This window comes from Sphingobium sp. D43FB, assembly GCF_002312805.1.
Classification (GTDB): Bacteria; Pseudomonadota; Alphaproteobacteria; order Sphingomonadales; family Sphingomonadaceae; genus Sphingobium.
The window spans coordinates 1-19,595 of record NZ_NMUA01000024.1 but is presented as its reverse complement, the minus strand read 5'-3'; the positions used below and the strand labels follow the sequence as shown (position 1 = coordinate 19,595).

The following is a 19,595-nucleotide window of genomic DNA, read 5'->3' as shown; positions in this document are numbered from 1 at the left end:
GATGGCGCTATTTCAGCATCTTCCGATCAACCAAAGCGGACATGGGGCGACACCGGACGGGGCGGCGAACCACCCCCGTCCAACGTCATTTTCGCAAACCAATGTCCGCTTCGCTGTCCGCTTTAGACGTCCAGATTGGCGACGTTCAGCGCATTATCCTGAATGAACTCGCGCCGCGGTTCGACGACTTCGCCCATCAGGCGGCTGAAAATCTCGTCGGCAATATCCGCCTGCTCGACCTCGACCCGCAGCATCGACCGGTTGTCGGGGTCCAGCGTGGTTTCCCACAGCTGCTCGGCATTCATCTCGCCCAGCCCCTTGTAGCGCTGGATCGCCAGCCCCTTGCGCCCGGCCGCCAAAATCGCTTCCAGCAATTCGCTCGGCCGCGTCACCAGCGTCATGCCCTTGGCCGGTGCCGCAGGCAGGTCGTCGTCGCCCGCTTCCTCGGCCGCCATCGCCGCCTTGGCCGTCACCAGCCGGGCAGGGGTCAGATAGCTTTGCGATTCTTCGCTCGCCAATGTGTGCAACTTGCGCGCCTCGGCCGACCCGACGAAGCCATGTTCGATGACATGATGGTCGGTCACGCCGCGCCACAGCCGTTCGAAATGGAAACCGCCTTCTTCGGCGATCCGGCCGGTCCATTTGCCCTCGGCATCCTGCGCGCCCATCCAGGCAACGGCAGCGGCCAGTCGGGTTGCCTGCTCGTCCTGCGACAATTCGGGGTCGAGCGCCCCGGTCAGGCTCAGCGCCTCGATGATCGCCGGGTCATAACGGCGGGGGACGTAGCGCATCACCGCGCGCATCCGCCGCGCATGATCGACCAGGCTCTTGAGGTCATTGCCGGTCCGCGTGCCGGCTGGTCCCTCCAGCACCATCGATTCGACACCATTATCGACCAGATATTGCTCCAGCGCGGTATCGTTCTTCAGATAGAGTTCGCTGCGGCCCCGCGTCGCCTTATAGAGCGGCGGCTGGGCGATATAGAGGTGCCCGCCCTCGATGATCTGCGGCATCTGGCGATAGAAGAAGGTCAGCAACAGCGTGCGGATATGCGCGCCATCGACGTCCGCGTCGGTCATGATGACGATCTTGTGGTAGCGCAGCTTTTCCAGGTTGAAATCGTCGCGAATGCCCGTGCCCATCGCCTGAATGAGCGTGCCGACTTCCTTGGACGACAACATCTTGTCGAAGCGCGCTCGCTCGACGTTCAGGATCTTGCCCTTCAGCGGCAGGATCGCCTGATTATGCCGGTTGCGGCCTTGCTTTGCCGAACCGCCAGCCGAATCGCCCTCGACCAGGAATAGTTCGGACTTGGCCGGGTCGCGCTCCTGACAATCGGCCAGCTTGCCGGGCAGGCTGGCGATATCCAACACGCCCTTGCGCCGGGTCAGCTCGCGCGCCTTCTTGGCGGCCTCGCGCGCGGCGGCGGCGTCGATCACCTTCTGGATGATCATCTTGCCGTGGGCGGGATTTTCCTCCAGCCACTCGGCCATCTTGTCGGCCATCAGGCTTTCCAATGGCTGGCGCACTTCGGAACTGACCAGCTTGTCCTTGGTCTGCGACGAGAATTTGGGATCGGGCAGCTTGACCGAGACGATCGCGGTTAGCCCTTCGCGCATATCCTCGCCGGTCAGGCTCACCTTCTCCTTCTTCAACATGCCCGACTTTTCGGCATAATTGTTGAGGGTGCGGGTCAGCGCGGCGCGGAACGCCGCCAAATGGGTGCCGCCGTCGCGCTGCGGGATATTATTGGTGAAGCACAGCACATTTTCATAATAGCTGTCGTTCCACTCCAGCGCGACTTCGATGGTCACATTGTCACGCGTGCCCGAAATGGCGATCGGCTCCGGCATCATCGCCGATTTGTTGCGATCGAGATAGCTGACGAAGGCCGCGATGCCGCCTTCATAATAGAGTTCGACCGTCTTGCTCTCCTCATGACGCGCATCCGTCAGGAACAGGCGCACGCCGCTGTTGAGGAACGCCAACTCGCGATAGCGATGCTCCAGCTTGTCGAAATCATAGTCGGTGACATTTTTGAACGTGTCGGTCGAGAACATGAAGGTGACCTTCGTGCCCTTCTGCCCCGGCGCGGCCGGACCCAGCACCTTGAGCGGCGCTTCGGCATCGCCATGGCGGAACCGCATCCAATGTTCCTGGCCGTCGCGCCAGATGTTCAGCTCCAGCCAGTCGGACAGCGCGTTCACCACGGACACGCCCACGCCATGCAGGCCGCCCGATACCTTATAGGCATTGTCGTCCGACGTATTCTCGAACTTACCCCCGGCGTGCAGCTGGGTCATGATGACCTCGGCCGCCGACACGCCTTCTTCGGTATGGATGCCGGTCGGGATGCCACGACCATTGTCCATCACGCTGACCGATCCATCGGGGTTCAGCGTGATGTCGATCCGGTCGCAATGTCCGGCCAGCGCCTCGTCGATCGCATTGTCGCTCACCTCGAACACCATATGGTGCAGGCCGCTGCCATCATCGGTATCGCCGATATACATGCCCGGCCGCTTGCGGACCGCGTCCAGACCTTTCAGCACCTTGATGCTGTCGGCGCCATATTCGTTGCTGTTCGGGGAGTTTACGGGTTCTTCGCTCATAGCCCAGCCTATAGGGAAAGGCGGGCTGAAACTAAAGCGAAACATGGGCCCTTCCCCCCACCAGCCTGCCGGTCTATCCCGTCTCCATGGTCCGAACCCTTGCCCTCATCCTGATGCTCACCGCCTGCTCCGACAGCCGCGAGGTGCTGGACGAACTGCCCAACAGCTCACTCGCCGATGCGCCGCGCCCGGAGGTTTCCGAAACCCGCATGGATACGCCATCCGCTCGGCCCGTGACGATCGGCGAAGACGGGCCACGGCTCGACGCCTGTGGTGGCCTTGGCCAGGTAAGCCGCAGCGGGGCAGGGGGGCTTCCCCTGCTCGCCGCGCCGTTCGCCGATGCCAAGGTGATCGCCCAACTGCCCGAAGGCCAGCGCGCCTATATCTGCACCCGCAGCCTCGACCAGAAATGGCTGGGCGTCGTCGTGCAGCCCGCACCCGCGCAAGAGGGCGAACCGGCGGGCGATTGCGGCGTGTCGTCGCCCGTGGACCGCAAACAACCCTATGACGGCCCCTGCGTCAGCGGCTGGCTCGCCAGCCCCTATATGCGGTTGATCGGCGGGTAGGATCGGGTTCACGCGGAGGCGCGAAGACGCGGAGAGGGTGGGCCGTAAAGCGGCAAATCCATCTCTCTACCGTACCAAGCCACGAGCGGCAGCAGACGGCAGGTCTGGCTCGCCCCAATATCCCTCCGCGTCCCCGCGCCTCCGCGTGAACCCATTCACTCGACTCCGGTAAACACCAGCTTCTGCACCCGCCGCCCTGTATTGACCTCGGTCGTATAGATATTGCCTTCGCTATCGGTATCGATGCTGTGCAGCCAGGTGAACTGTCCCGCCTGCCGCCCGATCCGCCCGACCGCCCCCAACACTTCATGCGTCTTGCGCAGCAAAATCCACACCCGCCCGTTCATCATGTCGGCGACATAGAGATAGGTCTGCTCCGGGTCAGGCGAGAAGGCGATGTCGGTCACCGTATGCGTGCCCCCGGTTTCCGGGGCGATGGCGAGATCGCGGACGAAAGTCAGCGCCCCGTCCTTGCCGCGCTTGAACAATTGCGCCCGGTTGTTGTTGCGGTCGCACACATAGACATGCCCATCCTTCGTCGGCACCACGCAATGCACGATGTCGCCAAAGATGTCGGACTTGGGATTGGCCACCTTGCTGGGATCGACCGCATGGCTCTGGTCGAAGGCCCCTTGACGGGTCGGCGCGATCGGCGGCTTGCCATAGGCGCCCCAGCGCCCCTTATAACCGTTGGTCTTCGCGTCGAAGCCGATCACCCGCCGGTTCACATAGCCATCGGACACCAGCACCATGCCATCGACCTGATGCACGTCGGACGGATTGCCGAGCCGGTCGGTCGAATCATTGCCCTTGGTCTCGCCCCGTTGGCCAAAGGCGCGCAAGAATGTGCCGTCCGCGCTATAGTTCAGCACGACATGATCGTCCTTGCCATTGCCGCCGAACCAGACCGTGTTGGCCTGATCGATGAATATGCCATGCAGGCTGGCGGGCCACTGGCTGACACCATCGACCGTGGGCGCGCTCGCCGCGCCGCCCCAGCCGCCCATATACGTGCCATCCTTGGCGAACCGCACCACCGGCGGCGCAGGCTTGCAGCAGACCGCGATCGGCGGCGTCTGCGCCAAGCCCGTGTCGGTGCCGGTCAGCGAATGGGGCCGATGCACGACCCAGACCGAATCGTCTGGCCCCACCGCGACGCCGCTCACTTGCCCCAGCAAAAGGTCGTCCGGCATCGTCGGCCAGGCGGCATCCACCTTGAAACGCGGCATTTTGGTGCCAGCCGGTGCAATCTGCTCGAACGCCAGCGGCGACAGGGCAGGCGGGGAGGGCGCAGCGGCACCCAACATCAGAAGAAGGGCGCAGGCAAGGACGGGGCGCATGGGGTCAGGCTCCTGGGATCAACGGGTTGGCGGGATCATGCCCATCTGATCCGACAGGTCAACGGCGCAGGCAGGTTCGCTGCAACTGGCCTTTCCCATCAGGGCCATTGCGCGGTAAATGGCATGGCATTGCTCCCCAAATGGAACGCTAGGCCATGTCCACTTCGCACCTTCGCCCGCCCTCGCTGCTGCGCCTGCTCGGCGCGTGGCGCGCACTGGATAGCGCCCAGCCCGCCTATCGCCAGCTTGCGCAGGCCTTGCGGATGCTGGTGCTGGACGGCCGGATCGGCCTCAACGTCCGCCTGCCCGGCGAGCGGGAATTGGCCGCCGCGCTCGGACTCAGCCGGACCACCATCGCCGCCGCCTTCGATCGGCTGCGCGACGAAGGCTATCTTGAAAGTCGCCAGGGGTCAGGCAGCGTCACGCGCCTGCCACCCGGCGACGCGCCCGCACCACCAGCCGACGACGACATCGCCAGCGGCGGCAACCTCCTGAACTGGACCCATGCCGCGCTCCCCGCCGCGCCCGGCGTGGCGCGCGCCTATGCCGCCGCGCTCGACGCGCTGCCCGCGCATCTGGGCGACCTTGGCTATGATCCGCTTGGCCTTCCCGTTCTGCGCCGTGCGATCGCCGCCGATTATGAACGGCGCGGTTGCCCGACCAGCCCGGACCAGATCATCGTCACCAACGGCGCGCAGCAGGGCTTTTCGCTGCTGCTCCACTGGCTCGCCGGGCCGGGCGACCGCGTCGTCATCGATCATCCGACCTATCATAATGCGATCCAGGCGTTGCAGCGGGCCCATGTCGTGCCGGTGCCCGTGGGCCTCCCCACCCAGGGCTGGGATATCGACGCGATGGACGCCGCCTTCCGCCAGACGGCCCCCCGCTTTGCCTATATCATCGCCGATTTCCACAATCCCACCGGGCGCAGCATGGACCCGGCCACGCGCCGCGCGCTGGTCGCGGTCGCCGCGCGCAGCCACACGCCGCTGGTGATCGACGAGACGATGGCGGCGATGGGCCTCGATTTCACCGCCCCGCCGCCGGTCGCGCTGCACGATCCGTCGGGGCGGCAGGTCATCACCATGGGTTCGGCCAGCAAAATCTATTGGGGCGGCCTGCGCACCGGCTGGATTCGCGCCGACCCGCAGACGATCGCCGCGCTCGCCCGCCTGCGCACGACGACCGACATGGCCAGCCCCGTCCTCGAACAGCTCGCCGTCGCGCATCTGCTGGATGCGGGCGAGGGGCTTGGCAGCCGCGCCGCGATGCTGCGCGACCGGCGCGACCATCTGCTTGGCCTGATCGACCGGCATCTGCCCCATTGGCGGGTCGAAGCGCCTGCGGGCGGCCTGTCGCTCTGGGCGCAACTCCCCCGCGCCGAAGCCACCGCACTCGCGGCGCTAGCCGAAAATCTGGGCGTGCGCGTCGCGCCGGGACCGCGCTTCGGCGTCAGCGGCGCGTTCGAACGCTTCCTGCGGCTGCCCTTCACTCTGTCCGAAGAGCAACTCGCGACCGGCATCGAACGCCTCGCCGAAGCCGACGCCCGCCTCCACGCCCGCCTGCCCAGAAGCCGCGATTCGCTCGCGCTCGCGCTGGAAGCAGACCGATTGATTTGAGGGGGTAACGAGTAGATGCCCCTTCTTCCCGGCGGGGAGAAGGATACGCAGCCTTGGTGCCGCAGGCACTTAGGCGAAGTTGGATGAGGGGGCTCGACGCTGCCACTTGTCTGCCACAAAAAAGGCCGCGCAGGTCACCCCGCGCGGCCTCTTAATTCGCTCAAACCTTACAGCCTCAGCCTGCCTTCGCCGCCTGATAGCGGGCGATGGCTTCCAGCGTGATCTGCTTGGCGTCTTCCGCGCCGCCCCAGGTGCCGATGCGGACCCACTTGGTCTTTTCCAAGTCCTTATAGTGGGTGAAGAAATGCTCGATCTGCTCCATCACGATGCCGGGCAGGTCGTCCTTCTCGCTGATGTCGGCATAATAAGGGAAGGTCTTGTTGTCGGGGACGCACACCAGCTTTTCGTCGCCGCCGGCCTCGTCTTCCAGATTCAGCACCGCGATCGGGCGCGCGCGCACGACCGAACCGGGGACGAAGGGCGAGCGCGCGATGACGAGCGCGTCGAGCGGATCGCCATCGGGCGACAGCGTGTGCGGCACGAAGCCATAATTGGCGGGGTAACGCATCGGCGTATGCAAAATGCGGTCCACGAACAGCGCGCCCGACGCCTTGTCGAATTCATATTTCACCGGCTCGCCGCCGACCGGCACTTCGATGATGACGTTCAGGCTGTTTGGCGGATCGTCGCCCACCGGGATCAGTTCGATATTCATGGAAACGCCTTTTGCTACGATGATGCGCTACGGGTGATTATGTTCTCGGCTTGAGCAGTCGGTCGAGACTGCCTTCACCCTCTCCTGTCTTTTCGAGGCGCGGATAGCGCAGCCCGCCCGAATAATCGAGTGACAATGTGCGGTAATATTTATCCTGCTTTAGGATGATCTGGATCGGCTGCTTGGCCTTGATTGCCGCCTTCCACACGTCGCTGGAAAATTCGTCGCCATTGACCGCCACGATCTTGGCACCGATCACCAGCCCGGCCTTGAACGCCGCACTGTCCCAGATGACGGCGCTGATATCGCCGTCATTCTTGACGATCGCGCCCAGGCCAAAGCTCTGGTCGACCATCTTGTTCGCGCCCTCGGCGGCCTTGGTGATGGCGTTCGGTTCGTCGCCATAGACCAGCTTATAGCCGCCCAGGATGAAGCCGCCCTTGGGCGTTTCCTTGGTCGGGCTGTCGACATAGGTGCGGAAGAAACCGGCCCAGTCATAAGGCGCGATGCCGTTGAGCGTATCGATCACATCCTGGCGATTATAGACGAGCTGGCCCCAGTCGCCCGGCTTCACGCCGAAGAACGCCTTGGCGAAATCGTCCAGCCCCTTGGTGCCGCGCGTCGCCTTCGAAATGATCGCATCGGCCTCCAGCCAGATCATCAGCCCTTCATTATAATAATCCTCCGACCGCTGCCAACTGGCCCAGCCCTTGGGCCGCCGCGCGGAGATGATCGGATCATGGGTGGTGTCTTCCATCGGCCGCCATTGCCGCCCGACATTGGTATCGAGCTTGGCCGCGATCTGGGCATAGGCGTCCAGCGTTTCCTGCTTGGTGAACATCCCCGACCGGGCACCCAGCACATAGCCCCAGAACTGCGTCTGCCCTTCATAGACCCACAGCAGATTATCCTGCATCGGCGTGCGGAAATCGGGGGTCCACAGCAAATCGGGGCGGCGGAACTTGCCGTCCCAGCTATGGGTGAATTCATGCGGCAACAGGTTGCGGTCCAGCAGCGCCTCGCCCGACTCCCATTTCTTGAAATAGCCCGGCTCGACCTGGTTTTCCGAGGAGCGATGATGCTCCAGGCCGATACCGCCCATCTCGTCGGTCAGCGCCAGCAGGAAATCATAATGGTCGAAATGATAGCTGCCGAACAGCGCGCCCGCTTCATCGACCAGCTTCTTATGCTTGGCCATCTGTTCGGGCTTATAGTCCAACTCGTCGGCATCGTCGGCGACGATGTTGAGCGTCACATTCTTGCCCAGGTCCACCGCCTTGAAATAGCGGCCCGCAAAGACCGGCGAATCCTGCAACGCCTCATAATCGATCGTCTCATAGGCAACGCGGTTGCCGCTCTTGGTCCCGCGCAGCGCGGTCGCCGCCTGCCAGCCTGCCGGATAGGTAACGGTCGCCTGCACCGGGATCTGCCGCGTATAATAGCCCGCCGGATAGAGTGAGACGCTTTCCCATTGGATGTTCAGCATCTTGGGCGTGATGACGACGCGGCCCTGATTGGGCTGGGTCGCGGACAGGAACTGGAATTGCGCCACGACTTCGCGCGCGCCCTGCGGCACGTCGATGATGAAGCCGAAGACGTTGAGCGGATCGCGCTTCCACGCCACCGGCTGGCCATTGGCGGTGATGGTCAGCCCCGTCAGCTTCTCGATCTGCCCGCGCGGCGCGTGATTGCCGGGCAACCAGGCAGGCATCAACAGCGTCATCGGACCGCTGGCCGCAACGGGAATCGTTTCCTTCACGCGAAAAATGCGCTGGGTCGTGTCGCTCGCATCGACCTCCAGCTTGATGGTGCCACCGGGATAGGGCACGTCTTTTGGGGCAGGGGTCGCGTCATCGACGGGCAGGGCGGTCGGCTTGGACCGGATCGCCTCCTGCGCGAAAAGGGGGCTGACAATCGCGGTCGAAAGGCCCGTTGTCAGGAAAAGGGCGGCAGCAAGGCTGCGGATCATGAACATCTCCGAAAATGCAGTCTGGGCCGGACGGCCCTCATGCCCGCACAATGGCGTCGCTACGCGGGCGCGTCCACCCCTTGATGCAGGCGCGCAAAAAGCGCGTTTCCTTGGGGGCCAATTGCGGTTAAAGGCCCATCCCCATGGCTAAAATCGAAACGCCGCGTCCGGTACGCGGCACGCAGGACATGCTGGGCGGCACCACGGAAGCGTTCCAGGAACGCTTCGCGCATGTGGTCGCGACCTTCGACCGGGTGCGCAAACTCTACGGCTTTCAACGCGTCGAAGTGCCGGTGTTCGAATCCACCGCCGTCTTCGCCCGCTCGCTGGGCGAAAGCACCGACGTCGTGTCCAAGGAAATGTACACGTTCGACGATCGCGGCGGCGACAGCATCACCCTGCGCCCCGAATTTACCGCCGGGATCAGCCGCGCCTATATCACCGAGGGCTGGCAGCAATATGCGCCGCTTAAAGTGGCGACCCACGGCCCGCTATTCCGCTACGAACGCCCGCAAAAGGGCCGTTTCCGCCAGTTCCACCAGCTCGACGCCGAAATCATCGGCGCGGCCGAGCCGGGCGCGGACGTGGAATTGCTGGTCATGGCCGACCAGTTGCTCAAGGAATTGGGCATCGATGACGGCGTGACGCTGACGCTCAACACGCTGGGCGATGCCGCCAGCCGCGACGCCTGGCGCGGCGCGCTGATCGCGCATTTCGAGGCGCATCGCGGGGAGTTGTCGGAAGACAGCGTCGATCGCCTGCAGCGCAACCCACTCCGCATACTCGACAGCAAAGACCCGCGCGACCGCCCCGTTGCCGACAGCGCGCCCGACATCGACGCCTATCTGACCGACGAAGCCCGCAGCTTCTTTGACAAGGTGACGAGCGGCCTGGATGCCGCTGGCGTCGCCTGGGAACGCAACGCGCGCCTCGTGCGCGGCCTCGATTATTATCGCCACACCGCGTTCGAATTCGTCACCGATCGCCTGGGCGCGCAGGGCACGGTGCTGGGCGGCGGGCGCTATGACGGCCTGATCGAAAATCTGGGCGGTCCTGCGACGCCAGCGGTCGGCTGGGCGGCGGGGATCGAGCGGCTGGCGATGCTTGTGGATGCGCCGGAGATTGAGAAGCCAACAGTCGCCATCATCCCGATGGGGGAAGCCGCCGAAGTGAAGGCCACCGGCATCATCGCTGATCTGCGGCGCGCTGGTATCGCCTGCGACATGGGTTTTCGCGGCAATATGAAAAAGCGGATGCAGCGTGCGAATGCTTCCGGGGCGTTATTTGCGGCTATCCTGGGTGATGATGAAATCGCCCAAGGGGTAATGGCGCTCAAAAATCTGCGGTCGGGTGAGCAGCAGGAAGTGCCACTGACTTCTCCATATGAACTGTTGAAGATGCTGCTGGTTGGTGAAGGCATGGCGCGAAATCCAGCGCTGCTTGAAGGCGTGAAGGCAACGGCCGACTAATGCCCTTCACCGCCAATCGCGCCTCCCCACCTTCGTTCGCCCTGAGCTTGTCGAAGGGCCGTTTTTCTGCTGCCTGCAAGAAAGGACGGGGCTTCGACAAGCTCAGCCCGAACGGATTTAGGGGCAACACTTAATGCACATCTCGCCTGAACGCATCGCGCAGATCGAGGCGCGCCGGGATGAGGTGCAGGCGTCGATGACGCGCGCCGACCTTGCCCCCGATGCGTTCGTGCGCCTGTCGAAGGAATATGCCGAGATTGAGCCGGTCGCCCGCGCCGCGCATGAAGTGCGCCGCCTGCGGCAGGAACTGGCCGCGCTCGATTATATGGCGGGCGGGGTCGACGCCGATGCCGACCCGTTGATGCGCGAAATGGCGCAGGAGGAAATGCAGCTCCTCAAAAGCCAGCTGCCCCAGGCCGAACGCGCGCTGGCGCTGCAACTGCTGCCCCGCGATTCCGCCGATGCCCGCCCCGCCATGCTGGAAATCCGCGCCGGAACCGGCGGCGACGAAGCCGCGCTGTTCGCCGGCGACCTCTTCCGCATGTATCAGCGCTATGCCGATACGCAGGGCTGGAAGATGGAGCAGATGACGGCCAACGCGTCCGAAGCGGGTGGTTTCAAGGAAATCGTCGCCTCCATCACCGGCACCGGCGTCTTCGCCAAGCTCAAGTTCGAAAGCGGCGTCCACCGCGTCCAGCGCGTCCCCGTCACCGAAAGCGGCGGGCGCATCCACACCAGCGCCGCGACCGTCGCCGTCCTCCCCGAACCGGAGGAAGTCGATGTCCAGATCGCTGACGGCGACCTCAAGATCGACATTTACCGCGCTAGCGGAGCAGGCGGCCAGCACGTCAACACCACCGACTCCGCCGTCCGCATCACCCATTTGCCCAGCGGCCTCGTCGTGATTCAGCAGGACGAACGCTCGCAGCACAAGAATAAGGCGAAGGCGATGCAGGTGCTGCGCGCGCGCCTCTACGAAGCCGAACGGCAACGCACCCAGAGCGAACAGGCCGGCGCGCGCAAGGCGATGGTCGGGTCGGGCGACCGCTCAGAACGCATCCGCACCTATAATTTCCCGCAAGGCCGCGTCACTGATCACCGCATCAACCTGACGCTGCACCGCCTGCCCGAAATTCTCGAAGGGCCGGGCCTTGCCGAAGTCATCGACGCGCTGATCGCCGAAGACGAAGCCGCACGGCTGGCGCAACTGGACGGGGTGGGGTGAGCATCGCGCCTGCGCTGCGCGAGGCTACGGCCCGTTTGAGCGCGACCAGCGACACAGCGCGGCTCGACGCCGAATTGCTGATGGCCCATGCGCTGGGCCTCTCGCGCGCCGACATGCTGCTGCGCCAGCGCGACCTGGCGGTCCCCGCCGCCTTCGCCGCATTGCTCGACCGCCGCCTGAACGGCGAACCGATCGCCTATATCAGCGGCATGCGTGATTTCTGGACGATCAGCCTGACCGTCACGCCCGACGTGCTGATCCCGCGCCCCGACAGCGAAACGCTGATCGACGCGGCGGTCGCGCATTTCGCGGGGCGCGCGCCTGCGTCCGTTCTCGACCTTGGTACCGGCTCCGGCGCGCTCCTGCTCGCGGCCCTGAGCGAATGGCCCATTGCGCAGGGCTTGGGGATCGACACCTCGCCCGGCGCGCTTGCCGTCGCGCAGGGCAATGCCGCGCGGCTGGGCCTGGCGACGCGCGCGCAATTCCGCCTCGGTGATTGGGGGCAGGGGGTGGACGGCCCGTTCGACCTCCTCCTCATCAACCCGCCCTATATCGCGCGCGACGCAGCGCTGGCGGGCGATGTGCTGCGTGAACCGGGCAGCGCGCTGTTTGCGGGCAGCGATGGCCTGGACGATTATCGCCGCATCGCACCCGACCTGCCGCGCCTGATCGCGCCGGGCGGCATGGCCGCGATCGAGATTGGTCATGACCAGCGCCTTGCCGTTACGGCGCTGCTGGAGGGCGTCGGCCTTGCCGTGCGGCCGCTGCGCGATCTGGCCGGGCTGGACCGCTGCCTGGTCGCCACCCGATGATTAACGATGATAAAGCCGAATTTGCTTGGTTTATCCCATGAAAGCCATTACATCGACGTCAGGAACAGCACGCTCCGGCGACATGACCCTTTTAGGTCATTGATGGAAAAGCTGTTTTCTAGCTCCTTAAAGTCATGATGGCGCTGCTGCGCGGCACCTCTGGCATTGGACGGCATAAGCCAGATAATGGCCTATGTCCTGCGGAGCTATATCCGGCCCGATGAGCGGGTCGCGCTTGGGGATGGCGACGGAACAGTGTTTTCAGCCAAGGTTATGACAGCGAACACAAGGATCATATCTTGATCAACAACCGGCAGGCCGGTCGCCGCAATCGCGGCCGGAATAATAACGGACGTCCCAACACCAACAATCGGGGCGGGGGTGGCGACAGCGGCAACCGCATCGACAATCGCGCCCGTGGCAATGCGACCCAGCTTCTTGAAAAATACAAGAATATGGCGCGCGATGCCCAGATGTCGGGTGATCGGGTCAATGCCGAATATTATCTCCAATTTGCTGACCATTATTTCCGCGTCCTGGCCGACAATCGCGCCCGGCAGGAAGAACAGCAGCAGGGCCAGCCCCAGCGCCAGCGTCGCCCCGACGAGAATTTCGACGAGGATGGCGATGATTTCGAGGGCGTCGCCGACGGTGTCGACGAATTCCGCACCGACAATTCGTCCTACGACCGCACGCCGCGCGAACAGCCCGGTTTCGATCGCGCCCCGCGTGAGCAGAATGACCGTAACGATCGCAATGACCGTAACGACCGTGCCCCGCGCGAGCAGGGCGACCGGCCCCAGCGCGATTATGCCGATCGCGGACAACGCGACCAGGGCGACCGTCCGCAACGCGATCAGGCCGACCGCGCACCCCGCGAGTTCGGCGATCGTGCCCCGCGCGACCAGAATCGCCGCCAGGACGAACCGCGCGAGGATCGCAATGCCCGTCGCGACCGTCCGCGGCGCGATCGCCCCGTCGCCGCCGAATCGCAGGCTCCGGTAGAGCAGGCCGCGCCCGCGCCGCAGCCCGTCGTCGAACAGGCACCCGCGCCGCAGCCCGAAGCCGAAGCGCCGCGTCCCCGCCGTGGTCGCCCGCGCAAGGTCGTGCCCGAAGCCGAACAGGCAAACGAAAGCCTCGACCTGACCGTGCTGCCGCCCGCCATCGGTCGCGCCGACAATGACGGTGAAGTCGAAGCGCCCAAGAAGCGCACCCGCCGCACCCGTCCCGCGACGGAAGCGGCCGAATAACGCCGCACAGCGGTTCTACCGGACAAAAAATGGGATGGCGCAGCCGATGCACCATCCCCTTTTTCATGCCCGCTTTCCAAGCCCGTCGCGATCCGGCACAAGGCACTGGCGTTCCGACCGGAGAGATGCCGCCATGCCCCGCTTGTTCCTGCTTGCGCCCCTGCTCGCTCTCCTGCCCGCTGCCGCGCTGGCGCTGGACGCGACAAACCCGACCGCCGCCTCGGCGCAGGGCGACGTGGCCGTCACCATCTACAATAATAATCTCGCGCTGGTGCAGGATGTGCGCCAACTCGCCATCCCCGCCGGGATCAGCCGCATCGAATTTCCCGATGTGTCGGCGCAGATCCGGCCTGAAACCCTGTCCTTCGCCGCCGATGGCGCATCGATCGTCGAACAAAATTTCGACTTCGACCTGCTGTCCCCCGGCAAACTGATGGAAAAGGCGATCGGCCGCACCGTCACCATCGTCCGCACCAACCCCGCCACTGGCGCGGAACAGCGCGAACAGGCCAAGGTGCTGAGCGTCCAGGGCGGCGTGGTGCTGCAAATCGGCCAGCGGATCGAAATTTTGCGTGACGATGGCCTGCCGGTGCGCGTCATCTTCGACGAGGTGCCCGCCAATCTGCGCGCGCGCCCGACCCTGTCGGTGACGGTGGACAGCGCCCGCGCCGGCACCCGCGCGGCCTCGCTGCGCTATCTGACGCCGGGGCTTGGCTGGGCGGCGGATTATGTCGCGCTGTTCGATGCGAAGGCCGGGCGGATCGACGTGCAGGGCTGGGTCACGCTCACCAACACCAGCGGCACCAGCTATGACAATGCCCGCACGCTGCTGGTCGCGGGCAGCGTCGGCCAAAGCCAGGGCGGCTATCGCCCGCAACGTGCCACCGCCCTTCGCCGCGCCGGAACCGAAACCGCGCCGCGCGAGCAATTGGGCGATTTCTACCTCTACCCCATCGCCGCCCGCACCCGAATCGCCGATCGCCAGACCAAGCAGGTCAGTTTCCTCGACGTACAGGGCGTGCCCGCCCGCGCGGGCTATGCCTATCGCAACGGCTGGCTCGCCAGCAGCGAAGAGCCGCAAAGCGTCCGCAGCGTCGTGCATTTCTCGACCGCACGGGCAGGCGGCCTTGGCGACGCGCTACCCGCCGGAACGGTGCGCTTCTATATGAAGGATGCCGGCGGCGCGCCGCAGTTCATCGGCGAAAATCAGGTCGATCATACGCCGATGGGCAGCGATCTGGCGCTCGCCACCGGCGACGCCTTCGACGTGAAGGTCAAGCCCGTCGTGGAACAGCGCGAGCGTGTCTCGAACAGCAAATGGCGCAGTCATATGCGCTACGACCTCAGCAATGCGAAGGATCAGCCGGTCACGATCGAACTGACCCAGTCGGGCCTCGACTTCGCCTTTGACGATACCCGCATCGTCAGCGAAAGCCTGCCGTCGCAGCGGATCGACAGCAATAGCGCGCGCTGGCAGGTGACGGTGCCCGCCAACGGCACCACCAGCCTCACCGCCATTTTCGAAACCCGCTACTGACGGCCCGCGCATGCGCCGCTGGCTGATCCTGCTGCTGCTCGTCATGACGGGCGCGCCCGCGTCTGCGCAGACGCTTATCGTCTCGCCCGGCGCGCACTCCCGCTCGGTCACCGTCTATCGCGACCCCGAACGCGGCGAGGGGAGTATCAACGCCCGCTTCCCCACCGGCTTCGCGCTCGTCACCGAACAGCGGCGCATCACCCTCCCACCCGGCGATTCGACCATCCGCTTCGAGGGCGTGGCGGACGGCATGATCGCGGTCAGCGCGGCGGTGACCGGCCTGCCCGGCGGCGTCATCCAGAAAAATCGCGACGCTCGGCTGCTGTCGCCCGCCAGCCTGACGCTCGGCGCGCTGGGCAAGGCGGTGCATCTGCGCCGTACCGACCCCGCGACCGGCAAGGTGGTGGAGCAGGACGCCATCGTCCGCTCCACGCCCGACCAGGCGCTCGTCATCGAAAGCGCGGACGGGGTAGAGGCGTTGCGCTGTTCGGGCCTGCCCGAAACGCTGATCCATGACAGCGTGCCGTCCGACCTGTCCGTCACCCCCACCTTGTCGATCGACACGCAGAGCGATCGAGCGACGCAGGCCGATGTGACGCTCACCTATCTCACGACCGGCTTCGATTGGGCTGCCGACTATGTCGCGCGAATCGCGCCGGACGGGCGCACGCTCGACCTGTTCGCCTGGCTGACGGTCGCCAACGGCAACAGCGTCGCCTTCCCCGATGCCCGATTGCTGGCGATTGCGGGACGACTCAACCGCACATCGGATTATGCCGATCTCGGACGCGCGCCGGACACGCCCCCGCTTTACCTGAGCTGCTGGCCCGAACCGAGTTATGACGGGGAGGATGACGAGATGGTATATGGCATGGCTCCCCCGCCACCACCACCCCCGCCGATGATGGCGGCCCAGGAAATCATGGTGACGGGTCGCCGCGTCGCAACGCAGGAGGAACTGGGCGACCTCAAATTGTATCGTGTGCCCATGGCGGTCGATCTCAACCCCAGCAGCCAAAAGCAGGTCGCCCTCCTGCACCAGCGGGCGATTGCCTTCACCATCCTCTACACCGCGCGGTTGTCGGCGCAGGGCGAGGCCAGCGAGGGCGGCCCGCTCACCCGCACGCTGCGCTTCACCAACCGGGGCGAAAGCGGGGCAGGGGTGCCGCTCCCGTCCGGCGGCCTGTCGCTGTTCGCGATGCGCGGGGGCGAATCGCTGTTGCTGGCGCAGGCGCGAATGCGTGACCAGGCGATCGGCGACAAGGTAGAGATCGCCGCAGGTCAAAGCCCGCACTTGCGCTACGAACGCTCCTTCGATGACAAAACGCAGCGATACGGTCTTCGGCTGATCAATAGCGGCACCGAACCGCTGGTCGCGGAAATCATCGTGCAGGATGACGAAGCCAACCGACTCGTCGGATCACGTCCGCGTCTCGTCCGTCGCGATGGGGCTTGGCTATGGGCGGTCACCGTGCCCGCGCAGGGAACGGCCCAACTCGACTACCGCCTGCGGACGCCCCGCTGATGATCAGGTCGCGGGCAAGGGGCGCGGCCGGTGATTCTCATCCAGCGCGACGAAGGTGAACAGGCCGCTGGTCAAATCGACCTGCTCCTGCTCCGCCCCGCGCGTCGCCACCACCTCGATGCGGATGGCGAGCGAGGTCCGCCCGCGCCGCTCCTCATGGGCATAGACCGACACGACATCGCCCAGCAAAATCGGCGTGATGAACTTCATGCTCTCGATCGCGACCGTGGCCACGGCCCCCTGCGCGATTCGATGCGCGACGATGCCGCCTGCAATATCCATCTGGCTCAGCACCCAGCCGCCGAAAATATGGCCGTTGGCGTTGATGTCGGCGATGCGTGGCATGACCCGCAACACCACATCGTCGCGCTTGTCAGTCATCCAGCGGCACCTCGTCCTTCAACCGGTCCATCACCTGCTCGTCATGGCCGGTGCCATGCGACAGGAAGGCGAGCGCCATCAGCCCCGTGCCCAGCATGAAGGTCAGCCACACCCCCAATATGGTCGCGATGATCATATGGATCGGCATGGTTTCCGACCGATAATAGAGAAAGAGCAGCGCCAGCGCGGTGCAGGCCGCCCCGCCCAGCGCCATCCACGCCATGATGCGGCGAAACCGGGTCCAGGCCACGGCGGCGATCTGCGGATCATCGAGCGCTTGCTTGCGTGTCATCCCTTTTCTTTGGCCCGCGAAAGTGGGATCATCAAGCGCCTGAACCAAATTATAGGGCAGAAGGAGAGCAGCCATGACGATTGCAGCGATTTTGCGGGGCAAGGGGGGCGATGTCGTCCAGGTGCGGTCCACCGATACGGTGTTGTCCGCTGTCCAGTTGCTCGCCGATCGGCGAATCGGCTGCGTGCCTGTGGTCGATGATGGCGAAGTGGTCGGCATCTTTTCCGAACGCGACCTGGTCTATCGCGTGGCGACCGATGGCGCAGCGGCGCTCGACCATCCGGTGGGCGACCTGATGACCTCGCCCGCCATCACCGTGGATGACAAGATGCAGGTGATCCATGGCCTCTCGCTGATGACCAAGCGGCGCATTCGCCATCTGCCGGTGGTGGTCGATGGCCAGTTGGTCGGCCTGATTTCGATCGGCGATCTGGTGAAATTCCGCATCGATAGCATCGAATCGGAAGCCAGCGCGCTGCGCGATTATATCCAGACGGCTTGAAACAGGCGGCTGCCCCCTCGGTTCAGGCCGGTGCCTGGGCTGGGGGCGCACGCCGCACCACCAGCGCGACCAGTTCCATCACCGTGGCGCGCGAACACAGCATCAACGCGGCAAGAAACGCGATGCCGCCCGTCGGCACTAGGATCGCGAGCCGGATTGGCGCGGCCAGCGGCGGCAGCAGAAAATCAACCGCCATCACGACACCCGCCATCAACACCGAACAGCCCAGCGCCGGCGCGGCCGCGTGGACCAGATCGATGAGGCGCAACCCCATCGGCGCGCCCGCCAGCCGCGCGGTGATTGCGGTCAGAATCGGAAAGGCACCCAGCCAGGCCCACGCCAGCCCGATCGCACCGAATTTGATGCCGATCAGAAAAGATACCGGCATCAGCACCGCACCGACCGCCGCGACTCGCGCCGTGGTGCCGGGCCGACCCAGCGCATTGCTCACCGGCGCGAACATCACTTGCACCGTCATGAATGGCATGGCGAGCGCGAGAATCGCCACGAACGGGGCCATCTCCAACCACTTCACGCCGAACAATGTCTCGACCAGCGGCTCGGCCGTCACCGCCATGCCCAGATAGACCGGACAGGAAATCAGCAACAGCAACCGCACCGCCTTGCAGAAGGACCAAGCGACGCGCGACGGGTCTTTCTGCATCCGCGCATAAGCGGGGAAGGCGACATCGTTGAGCGGCGGGATGAATTTGCTGACGAAGATCTGCGTCAGGAACAAAGCTTCGGCATAAAGGCCAAGCTGATGCGGCTCCAGCACCCGCCCGCCGATGAAGATATCCGCCTGACTCTGCGCGATCCAGAACAGCTGGCCACCCAGCAGCGACGCGCCATAGGTCACCATCGCCCCGGTCCCGCGAAAATCGAAACTGGGAATCGGCCGGAAACCCGTCGCCACTATATAGCCCAGCCCCTTGATCCAGAATCCCGCGATCGGCGCAAACACCAGCGTCCACACCCCCCAGTCGGACAGCGCCCCATAGAGCGCGACGGCCGCCGAGGCGAAGGCCGCGATCAGATTGACCAAGGCAGGCCGTTTGAAATCCAGCGCCCGTCCCATGATGGCTTCGGGAATGGAGATGAAGGGTGTGGATAGATAGAGCAGCGCCTGCACCCGCAGCAGGTCCGCGACCATCGGCTGGTCATAATAGTCCGCCGCGATCGGCGCGATCGCCAGTTGCAGCGCGGCCAGTGCGCCATTGAGCAGCAGCATGATGCCGAATGCCTGCCGCAACCGGTGGGGCGTGACCGAATCGGATTGGACCAACGCGCTCACCAGGCCATAGCCATTCAAGAAGGTCGCGAAGTTCAGGATCACCTGCGTCATGGCGAACAGACCATAGTCCGCCGGATCGAGCAGGCGGATGACGGCCAGGGTCACGACCCAGCTCATCATCTGCGAGACGATCTGGCTGCCCGAACGCCAGAAGATCGCGCTTCTTATGCGCGCGCCGAATCCCGCGTCATTCGCGTCGGCATCCTGCAAACTCATTCTCTTTGTCACCCTTGGCCATGGTCGCCGTCGAACGTGGTGTAGCCCTTAACCTGCAAAAATTTCTGAAACAAAAATGCAAAAAGCGTTTGACGGGTCAGGCCTCCCCGCTTAGAGGCGTGTTCACCGGACGGGGCGCTGCCTTATGGAAGCGCTCTGGAAGGTTGCCACTATGGCGGGACGCTGGTTCACCTGGACCGTAAGGATCAGGTGGGCTTGGTTGTCCGGTTTTTAGTTTGGCTGGTTCTTTGACATTGTTGGTTTAGATGAA

General features: G+C 64.6%; 16 protein-coding genes. 9 read left to right on the top strand and 7 right to left on the bottom strand.

Translation table 11 applies throughout. The annotated features are described in order from the left end of the window. Positions 1 to 122 precede the first annotated feature (122 nt). Positions 123 to 2,612 carry a DNA topoisomerase (ATP-hydrolyzing) subunit B gene (gene gyrB / locus SxD43FB_RS17575; protein ID WP_096063302.1) on the bottom strand — a complete coding sequence of 830 codons (2,490 nt, stop codon included), beginning with the start codon at positions 2,610 to 2,612 and terminating at the stop codon, positions 123 to 125. Positions 2,613 to 2,698: 86 nt separating this feature from the next. Here gyrB and SxD43FB_RS17570 point away from each other — a divergent pair, with 86 nt between their 5' ends. Beyond that, positions 2,699 to 3,178: a hypothetical protein gene (locus SxD43FB_RS17570; protein ID WP_096063301.1), complete on the top strand. Its 480-nt coding sequence runs from the start codon at positions 2,699 to 2,701 to the stop codon at positions 3,176 to 3,178. A 155-nt stretch (positions 3,179 to 3,333) separates the two neighbouring features. On the opposite strand, the gene SxD43FB_RS17565 is transcribed toward SxD43FB_RS17570, so the two are convergent. Further along, positions 3,334 to 4,518: a hypothetical protein gene (locus SxD43FB_RS17565; protein ID WP_096063300.1), complete on the bottom strand. Its 1,185-nt coding sequence runs from the start codon at positions 4,516 to 4,518 to the stop codon at positions 3,334 to 3,336. A gap of 155 nt (positions 4,519 to 4,673) precedes the next feature. Between SxD43FB_RS17565 and SxD43FB_RS17560 the strand changes: the two genes are divergently transcribed. After that, entirely contained in the window at positions 4,674 to 6,137 is a 1,464-nt protein-coding gene (locus SxD43FB_RS17560; protein WP_096063299.1) for a PLP-dependent aminotransferase family protein, read from the top strand. Positions 6,138 to 6,312: 175 nt separating this feature from the next. Here the strand turns inward: SxD43FB_RS17560 and ppa are convergent, their stop codons facing one another. Together ppa and SxD43FB_RS17550 are read right to left on the bottom strand one after the other, a co-directional pair. Then, positions 6,313 to 6,852, bottom strand: coding sequence for an inorganic diphosphatase (gene ppa, locus SxD43FB_RS17555; RefSeq protein ID WP_037473364.1), 540 nt, complete (start codon positions 6,850 to 6,852; stop codon positions 6,313 to 6,315). Between the two features lie 37 nt (positions 6,853 to 6,889). Continuing rightward, a complete protein-coding gene (locus tag SxD43FB_RS17550) occupies positions 6,890 to 8,821 on the bottom strand; it encodes a M61 family metallopeptidase (protein WP_096063334.1) in 1,932 nt (643 codons plus the stop codon). Positions 8,822 to 8,964: 143 nt separating this feature from the next. On the opposite strand from SxD43FB_RS17550, the gene hisS reads away from it, so the two are divergent. The 6 genes from hisS (at position 8,965) to SxD43FB_RS17520 (ending at position 16,639) form a co-directional block, all read left to right on the top strand. Beyond that, a complete protein-coding gene (gene hisS / locus SxD43FB_RS17545; RefSeq protein WP_096063298.1) occupies positions 8,965 to 10,290 on the top strand; it encodes a histidine--tRNA ligase in 1,326 nt (441 codons plus the stop codon). A 133-nt stretch (positions 10,291 to 10,423) separates the two neighbouring features. Further along, positions 10,424 to 11,515, top strand: a complete 1,092-nt coding sequence (gene prfA, locus SxD43FB_RS17540) for a peptide chain release factor 1 (protein WP_037473367.1) — start codon at positions 10,424 to 10,426, stop codon at positions 11,513 to 11,515. Beyond that, positions 11,512 to 12,327 carry a peptide chain release factor N(5)-glutamine methyltransferase gene (gene prmC / locus SxD43FB_RS17535; protein WP_096063297.1) on the top strand — a complete coding sequence of 272 codons (816 nt, stop codon included), beginning with the start codon at positions 11,512 to 11,514 and terminating at the stop codon, positions 12,325 to 12,327. Before prfA ends, prmC begins: the two co-directional genes overlap by 4 nt. 299 nt (positions 12,328 to 12,626) lie before the next feature. Further along, entirely contained in the window at positions 12,627 to 13,577 is a 951-nt protein-coding gene (locus SxD43FB_RS17530) for a DUF4167 domain-containing protein (protein WP_096063296.1), read from the top strand. Between the two features lie 133 nt (positions 13,578 to 13,710). Then, positions 13,711 to 15,114: a DUF4139 domain-containing protein gene (locus tag SxD43FB_RS17525; RefSeq protein ID WP_096063295.1), complete on the top strand. Its 1,404-nt coding sequence runs from the start codon at positions 13,711 to 13,713 to the stop codon at positions 15,112 to 15,114. Between the two features lie 10 nt (positions 15,115 to 15,124). Continuing rightward, positions 15,125 to 16,639 carry a hypothetical protein gene (locus SxD43FB_RS17520; protein WP_096063294.1) on the top strand — a complete coding sequence of 505 codons (1,515 nt, stop codon included), beginning with the start codon at positions 15,125 to 15,127 and terminating at the stop codon, positions 16,637 to 16,639. Between the two features lie 3 nt (positions 16,640 to 16,642). On the opposite strand, the gene SxD43FB_RS17515 is transcribed toward SxD43FB_RS17520, so the two are convergent. Then, positions 16,643 to 17,020: an acyl-CoA thioesterase gene (locus SxD43FB_RS17515; protein WP_096063293.1), complete on the bottom strand. Its 378-nt coding sequence runs from the start codon at positions 17,018 to 17,020 to the stop codon at positions 16,643 to 16,645. After that, entirely contained in the window at positions 17,013 to 17,312 is a 300-nt protein-coding gene (locus tag SxD43FB_RS17510; RefSeq protein WP_037479592.1) for a hypothetical protein, read from the bottom strand. The genes SxD43FB_RS17515 and SxD43FB_RS17510 overlap by 8 nt, the downstream gene beginning before the upstream one ends. 73 nt (positions 17,313 to 17,385) lie before the next feature. Here SxD43FB_RS17510 and SxD43FB_RS17505 point away from each other — a divergent pair, with 73 nt between their 5' ends. Then, a complete protein-coding gene (locus SxD43FB_RS17505; RefSeq protein WP_096063292.1) occupies positions 17,386 to 17,814 on the top strand; it encodes a CBS domain-containing protein in 429 nt (142 codons plus the stop codon). 22 nt (positions 17,815 to 17,836) lie between these two features. On the opposite strand, the gene SxD43FB_RS17500 is transcribed toward SxD43FB_RS17505, so the two are convergent. Then, positions 17,837 to 19,324, bottom strand: coding sequence for a lipopolysaccharide biosynthesis protein (locus SxD43FB_RS17500; protein ID WP_096063291.1), 1,488 nt, complete (start codon positions 19,322 to 19,324; stop codon positions 17,837 to 17,839). Positions 19,325 to 19,595 lie beyond the last annotated feature (271 nt).

Coding starts and splice junctions, on each gene's coding strand:
- gyrB (WP_096063302.1), bottom strand. CDS start 2,612: ATGAGCGAAGAACCCGTAAACTCCCCGAACAGCAACGAATATGGCGCC.
- SxD43FB_RS17570 (WP_096063301.1), top strand. CDS start 2,699: ATGGTCCGAACCCTTGCCCTCATCCTGATGCTCACCGCCTGCTCCGAC.
- SxD43FB_RS17565 (WP_096063300.1), bottom strand. CDS start 4,518: ATGCGCCCCGTCCTTGCCTGCGCCCTTCTTCTGATGTTGGGTGCCGCT.
- SxD43FB_RS17560 (WP_096063299.1), top strand. CDS start 4,674: ATGTCCACTTCGCACCTTCGCCCGCCCTCGCTGCTGCGCCTGCTCGGC.
- ppa (WP_037473364.1), bottom strand. CDS start 6,852: ATGAATATCGAACTGATCCCGGTGGGCGACGATCCGCCAAACAGCCTG.
- SxD43FB_RS17550 (WP_096063334.1), bottom strand. CDS start 8,821: ATGATCCGCAGCCTTGCTGCCGCCCTTTTCCTGACAACGGGCCTTTCG.
- hisS (WP_096063298.1), top strand. CDS start 8,965: ATGGCTAAAATCGAAACGCCGCGTCCGGTACGCGGCACGCAGGACATG.
- prfA (WP_037473367.1), top strand. CDS start 10,424: ATGCACATCTCGCCTGAACGCATCGCGCAGATCGAGGCGCGCCGGGAT.
- SxD43FB_RS17525 (WP_096063295.1), top strand. CDS start 13,711: ATGCCCCGCTTGTTCCTGCTTGCGCCCCTGCTCGCTCTCCTGCCCGCT.
- SxD43FB_RS17520 (WP_096063294.1), top strand. CDS start 15,125: ATGCGCCGCTGGCTGATCCTGCTGCTGCTCGTCATGACGGGCGCGCCC.
- SxD43FB_RS17515 (WP_096063293.1), bottom strand. CDS start 17,020: ATGACTGACAAGCGCGACGATGTGGTGTTGCGGGTCATGCCACGCATC.
- SxD43FB_RS17510 (WP_037479592.1), bottom strand. CDS start 17,312: ATGACACGCAAGCAAGCGCTCGATGATCCGCAGATCGCCGCCGTGGCC.
- SxD43FB_RS17505 (WP_096063292.1), top strand. CDS start 17,386: ATGACGATTGCAGCGATTTTGCGGGGCAAGGGGGGCGATGTCGTCCAG.
- SxD43FB_RS17500 (WP_096063291.1), bottom strand. CDS start 19,324: ATGAGTTTGCAGGATGCCGACGCGAATGACGCGGGATTCGGCGCGCGC.